The following is a 7,942-nucleotide window of genomic DNA, read 5'->3' as shown; positions in this document are numbered from 1 at the left end:
GAGAAGTGATTTCTTATTATCCATCTGTCGTTCGTTACCAGGTAGTGGATAACCAAGGGCGGGTTGTGGAAGGAGAGTTCAATGCTTCCTACAATGGCGGTACCTTCCCAGACTTGCCTTTCGGTACTTATACAGTCAAAATCACCTTATCGGATTACCATTATGATTGGGGAACAGAACTGGTGAAGAAGGTGACCATTTCACCTGAAAATCCACAGCCGAAAGTGACCTTTGCCTTCCACTATTTAGATGAAAATAAACTCACTATTGGATTTGATCAGCCAGTTCCGATAGGCACGGTCGTAAAAGTGGTAGGCAAAGACGGTATTAGTCGCCTTCTTCCACAAAGCATCTATGATTTGCAACGCTTTGAGACCATGCTGATGAACGGATCTTATCGTGTCCATGTGGAACTCCCGGCAGGCTATCGTGCATCGGAAAATGATTTCCTTTATGAAGTGGCCAATCAGATCAATTTCCATCTTCTATCTTTCGTCAAAGCTAGCCAAGAAGAGTACGGTGGAGCGATCGTAGCACCAGTGGATCCAGCAACTCCTGTAGCTCCAGTGCTGCCAACCGAACCAACAGTTCAACCAACTGAATCAGAAAGCAAAGAATCAGACAAGGTTAAACCAGTCGCTGTTACCTATCATACAGGTGCTCAAGAAGCTGTAGTTACATCTACACCAGTAACCGGTCTTCCAAAAACAGGTCAAGAAGACTTGGTTTCAACAGTCCTCAGCCTCCTTGGTATGACTTCACTTGCCTTGGCAGGAATGCTTGTCAGCAAAAAACGTGAAGAAAACTAATAAAAAAGGAAGATTCCTCTTTAGGAGGACTTCCTTTTTTACTATTCTTAAGAAGAAACCTATAAAAAAGCGTAGCCTATATTGACTACGACATTTTATCAATAGTTGATTAAGTGTTCACTCCCATTTCTTCCACCCAGACACTACGGACAAAGAAGAGGCTGATGAGGGCGAGGGCTAGGAAGATCCCTGCGACATAATAGTAGGGTTGGTCCAGAGTTGTCGAACGACCCGATAGATTGACAATGCCTCGGTAGAGGGCCCCCGTAGTTGCCGTAGCAACCGCTGAGTTCCAAAGGTTGAGAGTGATTCGAGAAAGACCTTTAATCACTAACTGGATAGCCACTAGTAGGGCACCACCAATCAAAGGAATCAAGAAGAGGTAGTGCATGAAAGCAGAGGTCTCCCCAAAACTAAAGTGTTCGTAGATGCGACTTCCGACAAAGAAGAAAGCTGAGATCAGAGTGTAGCAGAGGATGGTCTTTTTCAACCGTTGTTTAATAGGATTAGTAACCGATGTAGACAATGTCACTCACCGCCCTTTCTGAAATAGTACCATTTGTTGTTGGTTTGTTCATAACCTGGCCATTGAAGTAAAGTGTAGAAGATCCACCACCATCCAGGTTATAGGCTGTTTTAACGCCATAAGATTTCATCACTTCAGCTAATTGGTAGAGGGAGAGACCTTCACTCTCTGAAGTCCGCCCATCTGAGACGACAATAATGTAGTGGTTTTCATCGATGATCCCGATGGCTGTTCGTGGGTTCGAAGACATGGATTGTCCCACCTCTGAGTTAGTATCGACGGTAATTTCTCCATCTTCGACTAAGGAAGGTCCGAAGGCAAGGAGATTGACGACCCCATCTTTGACCAATTGCTCAGCTGAGATTTCATCCTCGTAGATAATCTTGAAGGAACCATCCTTATAAATGGCTAGGTCGCCATTGCTAGAGTCTTCCCGAACCGTATCGCGATAAACCACTCCGTTTCGGATGACATAGCCGGTACTATTGGCTCCGTAGTAGTCACCATTGACGGCTAGAATAGCATTATTATTAGCTGCCGTGACAGATGTCTTGGCTGTCACGTTTGTTCCATAGGTGTTTTGGGCTAGAGCCGTCTTGAGATAGTCTGAGGAGCTGACTGTAATATCTGCAATGTAAACCTGGGTATTTTCAACTGTTTTTTCTGTCAAGTTTACCTGGATATTGTCATCGGAGTAACTGCTATCTGTTGTGGTAGCGGATGCCGCAGCTTGTTCAGCAACTTTAGTATCAGTAGTCGTAGCTTTGACTGTTTGGATAGCATCCGATAAGACAAAGGTCTTGAGCATAGAATAGCTGAAGGAGCTTGTTAGCAGGATACCAAAACAAGCAGCATAGGTATAAGATTTTTTAAAGAATTTCATGAGTAGGTGCAGTCCTTTCCTTGAAAATGATTTTTTTCTGAATCAACCATGAGACGACGAAGAGCAAGAGTCCGACAATCACCTTGCTGAGAAGCAAATGGAGACCGAAGCTTGTATAGAAGAGTCGAATCAAGAGGGTATCGAGAATAAAGAGTCCAATAGCAAGTCCCAAGTAACCACTTCCGGTTCGGGCCACGCTGTCTTTGTTCTTAAAGACGAGACGTTTATTGGTCGAGTAGTTAAAGATGGAGCTGGTCACACGAGCGATCCCGTTTGCAAGGAGGATCCGGAGACTAATCGGCACAGCCATCATCACGAAAAGGAAGAAGGCGTAGACCAGGTAGTCCACGATAAAGCTACTCAGGGAAGAGAGGGCAAACTTGAACATGTCCTTGTAGATCATGAGGCCGTCTCGAACAGGGCGGAAGTGGGACCCTTCATTGTCATTGATATAGACTGTTTCAATCGGAACTTCCAAGATGGGGAAGGACTTGCTCGCTGCAAGGAGCACATTCATTTCGTACTCATACCGTTGCCCCTCAATTTCTAACATAAAGGGAATCATGTTAGTTGTAAAGGCTCGAAGTCCAGTCTGCGTATCCGTCACAGGGACCCCTGTTTGTTGCTTGAACAAGAAGCGGGTCAACTTATTTCCAAAAGCAGAACGTAAAGGAACCTTGCCTGAAAAGGCGCGTGCCCCTAAAATCAATTGGTTCGGATTTTCTTGTGACTGATTGGCCACGCGGAAGATATCCCATACCTTATGTTGGCCATCAGCATCGGCAGTGATGACTGTCCCGTATTGCCCTTGCTCTTGAATGTAGGTGTAGGCTGTTTTGAGAGCCCCTCCTTTTCCAAGGTTCACTTCGTGGTGAAGGACTGTAGCTAGCCCGTCTAATTTTTCAAAAATAGCTTGGCACTCCTCAGAACTACCATCGTCCACAACGATAATGGAGAAGTCACATTTTTCTCTTAATTTATGAACCAGTTTGAGAAGTTTTTGATCGGGTTGATAAGCAGGGATGACTAAATAATTCATAACCGTTCCTCGTTTCTTGTTTGTGATGAAGGTAGTATAACGGCTCTTTCTTAAAGCTAACTGATATCAGTTTTCTTTAAGGAAAGGAAGAGATTCCCTTGCTGTAAAAAATTATAGAGAGTAATAGTAGAAAAAGAAATCTTTTTAAAAAGAATGAAGAGAACGTATTTTCACTTGCCTTCTATCCTAAAGTCTGGTATAATAGTTTCTTGTGAGCAAACCTCACTTACCCCTTGCAATGACTTGGGGTCATTAGACCAAAAGGAGGAACATATCAATGGCTAAATACGAAATTCTTTATATTATTCGTCCAAACATTGAAGAAGAAGCTAAAAACGCTTTGGTAGCACGCTTTGACTCTATCTTGACTGACAACGGTGCAACTGTTGTTGAATCAAAAGATTGGGAAAAACGTCGTCTTGCATACGAAATCCAAGATTTCCGTGAAGGACTTTACCACATCGTAAACGTTGAAGCGAACGACGATGTAGCTCTTAACGAGTTCGACCGTCTTTCAAAAATCAACGGTGACATTCTTCGTCACATGATCGTAAAAGTTGACGCGTAAGCCCTAACGAATAAAGAAGGTGACTAATGATTAACAATGTTGTACTTGTAGGTCGTATGACTCGAGATGCTGAACTTCGTTATACCCCTCAAAATCAGGCTGTTGCGACATTCTCACTCGCTGTTAACCGTAATTTTAAAAACCAAAATGGTGAACGAGATGCGGACTTTATCAACTGTGTGATTTGGCGTCAACAAGCTGAAAATTTAGCAAATTGGGCTAAAAAGGGTGCCTTAGTTGGGATTACAGGTCGTATCCAGACTCGTAATTATGAGAATCAGCAAGGTCAACGTGTTTATGTCACTGAAGTCGTAGCGGACAGCTTCCAATTGTTGGAAAGCCGCGCGAATCGTGAAGGACAAGCAGGTGGTGGTTATGCCTCTGCTGGAGGATTTGCAGGAAATGCAGCTCCAAGCTTTGGAGGATCTGAACCATCTAATGCAACACCAAACTTTGGACGTGATGACAATCCATTCGGAGTTAATCCAATGGACATCTCGGATGACGATCTACCATTCTAAGAATGGGTTTAACGAATTAAAACTATAAAGGAGAAATAAACATGGCTCAACAACGTCGTGGCGGATTCAAACGCCGTAAAAAAGTTGATTACATCGCAGCAAACAAAATTGAATATGTTGATTACAAAGATACTGAGCTTCTTAGCCGTTTCGTTTCAGAACGTGGGAAAATCCTTCCTCGTCGTGTAACTGGAACTTCAGCGAAGAACCAACGTAAAGTAACAACAGCTATCAAACGCGCTCGCGTAATGGCTTTGATGCCTTTCGTAAACGAAGATTAAAGAAAAGACCCTTACGGGTCTTTTTTTCAGGTCCGGGGGACCTCTTTGACCTTTCCCAAGCTCTAATCATGCTATAATGAGGGGAGAAATGTATCAAGGAGCGCAACATGAAGGAAAGTACGATCATCAGAAGGATGATGAAATCTGATATTGAAGAGATCTCTCAAGCCTTTATCCATCAAGGGTGGCCGGGTAGAGAGGATATCTTGACCAGCTATTTGCAGGATCAGGAGAATGGAGAGAGGGACGTATTAGTAGCTGAGTCGGATGGATTTGTGGCAGGTTATATCACTATATTGCCTGATGCCAAGCACGGTCCTTTCGTGGGAGTCTATCCTGAACTAACTGATTTTAATGTTTTTGAGCCATTTAGAAATCGAGGAATTGGAAATCAACTCCTAGAGGAGGCGGAAAAAAGAGTCGGGCTACTGTCAGAGATTGTTACTTTAGGGGTTGGTTTACACTCGGGTTATGGCCCGGCTCAAAGGCTTTATGTTAAACGGGGGTATATCCCAGATGGATCTGGAATTTGGTTTAGGGATCAGCCCTTGGCCCCTTACAGTTCTTGTGAAAACGATGATGACTTAGTTCTCTATTTTTCAAAAAGGTTGAACACGGAAATGTAGTAAAACAAAAACGGATGAAAACTTCATCCGTTTTTGTTTAGCGTCGTTGAGGTGCTGTATTGGCACTCTTGATATTGTATTTTTTCTTCAAGTAGTAGCGGAGAAGAAGAGCCCCACCACCGAGTAAGAGCATGAACCAGTTTGGTACACGCGGGTTGAGGAATTGTGGGAGCAGAGCAGTGACCATGAGAATCACCACCCAAAGAATCATCGCCAACATTAAGATAGGAAGTGACTTGGTTAGAGCCGGACGTTTCATGCCACGTTTTGAAACATCGTAGTACTGATAGAAGTAGTAATACATCAAATAGAGCACAACCCCACCAGCCAAGCTACCAAGAGTCAAGGTGAGAAGTCCATAAGTAGTTCCCTGAGGTGCAAATAAGTTCATGAAGGCTGAAATCGCAGCAAAGAGACCGAAGACGAGAAGGAAGGAATCCGTAATCATGAGAAGAGGAGTATCATTTTCTTTTGGATGCTCTTTTTCATAGCGTTCCTGATTGCTAAATGCATTGGCCCAAACAGTTGGCGCTCCAAAGAGAGTTCGCGCCGTTACTCCTTTTGGTTGGTTTTCAAAGATAGCTGGAAGAATCTCTTCAATCAGGCTGGTAGCCTCTTCTTCCGTTTTGCCATTTTCAATCAATTGGTGTTTAGCGATACGAACGAATTCTTGGTTTTTCTTACTTAATTGGGTCAAATCAAATTGAGACATACATACTCCTTAGTTATATTTGTAGGTGTTAGAACCATTTTTTATGGATGAGGTAGACGACGAGGGAGCCGGTCATGGCGAAGGCGATAAAGATAATGAGCCAAAAGGCATTAGGTTCCCCGTTGAGCGGAAGATCATTGTTCTTGAAGTTCATCCCGTAGGCTGAGAAAATCATGGTTGGGATGGACATGACGATGGTTACCATGGCCAAGGTCTTCATGATGTTATTCTGGTTGTTGGAGATGATCGATGCGAAGGTATCGGTCATGGAGTGGAGGATGTTTCCATAAATATCCGCCATCTCGATGGCCTGTTGGGTCTCGATCAAGGTATCTTCCAAGAGATCCTCGTCTTCCAGGTATTTCTTGATGTTACTAGTAGCGCTGGTCAATTTCTTGATCACGCGCTCATTGGTTTTCAAAGAGGCCTTGAAGTAGACAATGGTCTTTTCCAGCTCCATCAACTCAATCAGCTCTTCATTACGCGTCGATTTGTGCAATTGGCTTTCAATCTGCTCGCTTTTACGATCCAAGGTACGAAGCGCAGACAAATAAAGCTCAGCATTGCGATAAAGAATCTGGAAGATGAAGCGGGATCGCATGAAGGTATAGAAATTCCGCAAGCGACGATTGATAAAAGTATCTAGAAGAGGCAACTCTTCCAAGCAAGTGGTGATGATGGCCTCTTCTGTTAGGATGATTCCCAAAGGGATGGTGACATAGTAGGTCTGATTGTTCCGTTCTTCCTTGATGGGAACGTCTACGATGATCAAGGTATACTCATCTTCGATGGTCATACGAGACATTTCTTCCGCATCGAGTGGTGCCCGTAAGTCAGCAATATCGATGTTAAAAGCAGAGGCGATTTCCATCGATTCACTTTGGGAAGGATTGACAAGGTTGATCCAGCTACCGGGTTCCAGTGTCTCTATTTCTTTAAATTCAGTCGTTGTTGATAAAAAGACCTGTTTCATGGTGCCTCCCCTTGTTTTTTTACACCTTAACATTATAACAGAAAAAGCACGCTTTTGGATAAAAGAATGTTGAAAAATTTGATATAATGAAGGATAAATAAATTGATGAAAAGTGGAAGAAATGCTCGATAAAATTGTCATTCATGGAGCGCGTGCTCATAATTTAAAAAATATTGATGTTGAAATCCCTCGAGACAAGCTGGTCGTGGTTACTGGTCTATCGGGTTCTGGGAAATCGAGCTTAGCCTTTGACACTCTCTATGCAGAAGGACAAAGACGTTATGTAGAGAGTCTATCAGCCTATGCTCGTCAGTTTTTAGGAAATATGGAAAAACCCGATGTGGACTCGATTGATGGCTTAAGTCCCGCCATTTCCATTGACCAAAAAACAACCAGCAAGAATCCGCGGTCAACGGTTGGAACGACAACGGAAATCAACGATTACTTACGCCTTCTATATGCTCGTGTGGGGACTCCCTACTGTATCAATGGCCATGGGGCGATTACCGCTTCTTCGGTCGAGCAGATTGTAGACAAAGTTTTGGAACTGCCGGAGCGCCAACGCCTGCAAATCTTAGCTCCCATTGTTCGCAAGAAAAAAGGCCAGCACAAGACGATCATCGAAAAGGTCCAAAAAGACGGCTATGTTCGGGTGCGTGTGGATGGTGAGATTTTTGATGTGACAGAGGTCCCAGAGTTATCAAAAAGTCAGCAGCACACCATCGAGGTTGTTGTAGACCGGATTGTCATCAAAGACGGCATTCGTTCTCGTCTCTTTGACTCTGTAGAAGCAGCCCTCCGGATCGCAGATGGTTACGTGGTCATTGATACCATGGACGACAATGAACTGCTCTTTTCAGAGCATTATGCTTGCCCAGTATGTGGCTTTACCGTCCCTGAATTGGAACCTCGTCTCTTTTCATTTAATGCCCCCTTTGGCTCTTGTCCAGATTGTGATGGACTAGGGATCAAGCTCGAGGTGGACTTGGATTTGGTTGTTCCAG

At 43.8% G+C, this 7,942-nt stretch carries 10 protein-coding genes and 1 pseudogene; 6 read left to right on the top strand and 5 right to left on the bottom strand.

What is annotated here, in order from left to right; all coding sequences use genetic code 11:
• The coding region (locus tag ACLOR3_RS00975; RefSeq protein WP_412036899.1) for an LPXTG cell wall anchor domain-containing protein at window positions 1–809 on the top strand (809 nt) is incomplete at its 5' end.
• A 109-nt stretch (window positions 810–918) separates the two neighbouring features.
• Here ACLOR3_RS00975 and ACLOR3_RS00970 read toward each other — a convergent pair.
• Genes ACLOR3_RS00970 through ACLOR3_RS00960 form a run of 3 tightly spaced genes read right to left on the bottom strand, consistent with a single transcriptional unit; the run spans window position 919 to window position 3,257 of the window.
• The gene (locus tag ACLOR3_RS00970; RefSeq protein WP_411400220.1) at window positions 919–1,335 is read right to left on the bottom strand and encodes a hypothetical protein; all 417 of its coding nucleotides are present in this window, start codon (window positions 1,333–1,335) and stop codon (window positions 919–921) included.
• On the bottom strand, window positions 1,316–2,218 hold the full coding sequence (locus tag ACLOR3_RS00965; protein ID WP_411400023.1) for a phosphodiester glycosidase family protein: 903 nt from the start codon (window positions 2,216–2,218) through the stop codon (window positions 1,316–1,318). Before ACLOR3_RS00965 ends, ACLOR3_RS00970 begins: the two co-directional genes overlap by 20 nt.
• Entirely contained in the window at window positions 2,205–3,257 is a 1,053-nt protein-coding gene (locus ACLOR3_RS00960) for a glycosyltransferase (RefSeq protein WP_411400022.1), read from the bottom strand. Before ACLOR3_RS00960 ends, ACLOR3_RS00965 begins: the two co-directional genes overlap by 14 nt.
• Window positions 3,258–3,534: 277 nt before the next feature.
• Here ACLOR3_RS00960 and rpsF point away from each other — a divergent pair, with 277 nt between their 5' ends.
• The 4 genes from rpsF (at window position 3,535) to ACLOR3_RS00940 (ending at window position 5,253) form a co-directional block, all read left to right on the top strand.
• Complete coding sequence (gene rpsF, locus ACLOR3_RS00955) at window positions 3,535–3,825, top strand: 30S ribosomal protein S6 (RefSeq protein WP_023024266.1); 291 nt, start codon at window positions 3,535–3,537, stop codon at window positions 3,823–3,825.
• A gap of 26 nt (window positions 3,826–3,851) precedes the next feature.
• Window positions 3,852–4,346, top strand: a complete 495-nt coding sequence (locus tag ACLOR3_RS00950) for a single-stranded DNA-binding protein (RefSeq protein WP_411400021.1) — start codon at window positions 3,852–3,854, stop codon at window positions 4,344–4,346.
• A 41-nt stretch (window positions 4,347–4,387) separates the two neighbouring features.
• A complete protein-coding gene (gene rpsR / locus ACLOR3_RS00945; protein ID WP_000068664.1) occupies window positions 4,388–4,627 on the top strand; it encodes a 30S ribosomal protein S18 in 240 nt (79 codons plus the stop codon).
• A gap of 107 nt (window positions 4,628–4,734) precedes the next feature.
• Window positions 4,735–5,253 carry a GNAT family N-acetyltransferase gene (locus ACLOR3_RS00940; RefSeq protein WP_023027208.1) on the top strand — a complete coding sequence of 173 codons (519 nt, stop codon included), beginning with the start codon at window positions 4,735–4,737 and terminating at the stop codon, window positions 5,251–5,253.
• Between the two features lie 37 nt (window positions 5,254–5,290).
• Here ACLOR3_RS00940 and ACLOR3_RS00935 read toward each other — a convergent pair whose 3' ends face one another.
• A complete protein-coding gene (locus ACLOR3_RS00935; RefSeq protein ID WP_023024262.1) occupies window positions 5,291–5,965 on the bottom strand; it encodes a DUF1129 family protein in 675 nt (224 codons plus the stop codon).
• 28 nt (window positions 5,966–5,993) lie between these two features.
• Window positions 5,994–6,938 (bottom strand): magnesium transporter CorA family protein, encoded by a 945-nt coding sequence (locus ACLOR3_RS00930; protein ID WP_023024261.1) that lies wholly within the window; start codon window positions 6,936–6,938, stop codon window positions 5,994–5,996.
• 121 nt (window positions 6,939–7,059) lie between these two features.
• Between ACLOR3_RS00930 and ACLOR3_RS00925 the strand changes: the two are divergent.
• A pseudogene (locus ACLOR3_RS00925) lies at window positions 7,060–7,942 on the top strand (excinuclease ABC subunit UvrA); the annotation flags it as partial.

Source organism: Streptococcus intestinihominis, from assembly GCF_046824975.1.
GTDB lineage: Bacteria > Bacillota > Bacilli > Lactobacillales > Streptococcaceae > Streptococcus.
This window is presented reverse-complemented; position numbering and strand designations above follow the sequence as displayed.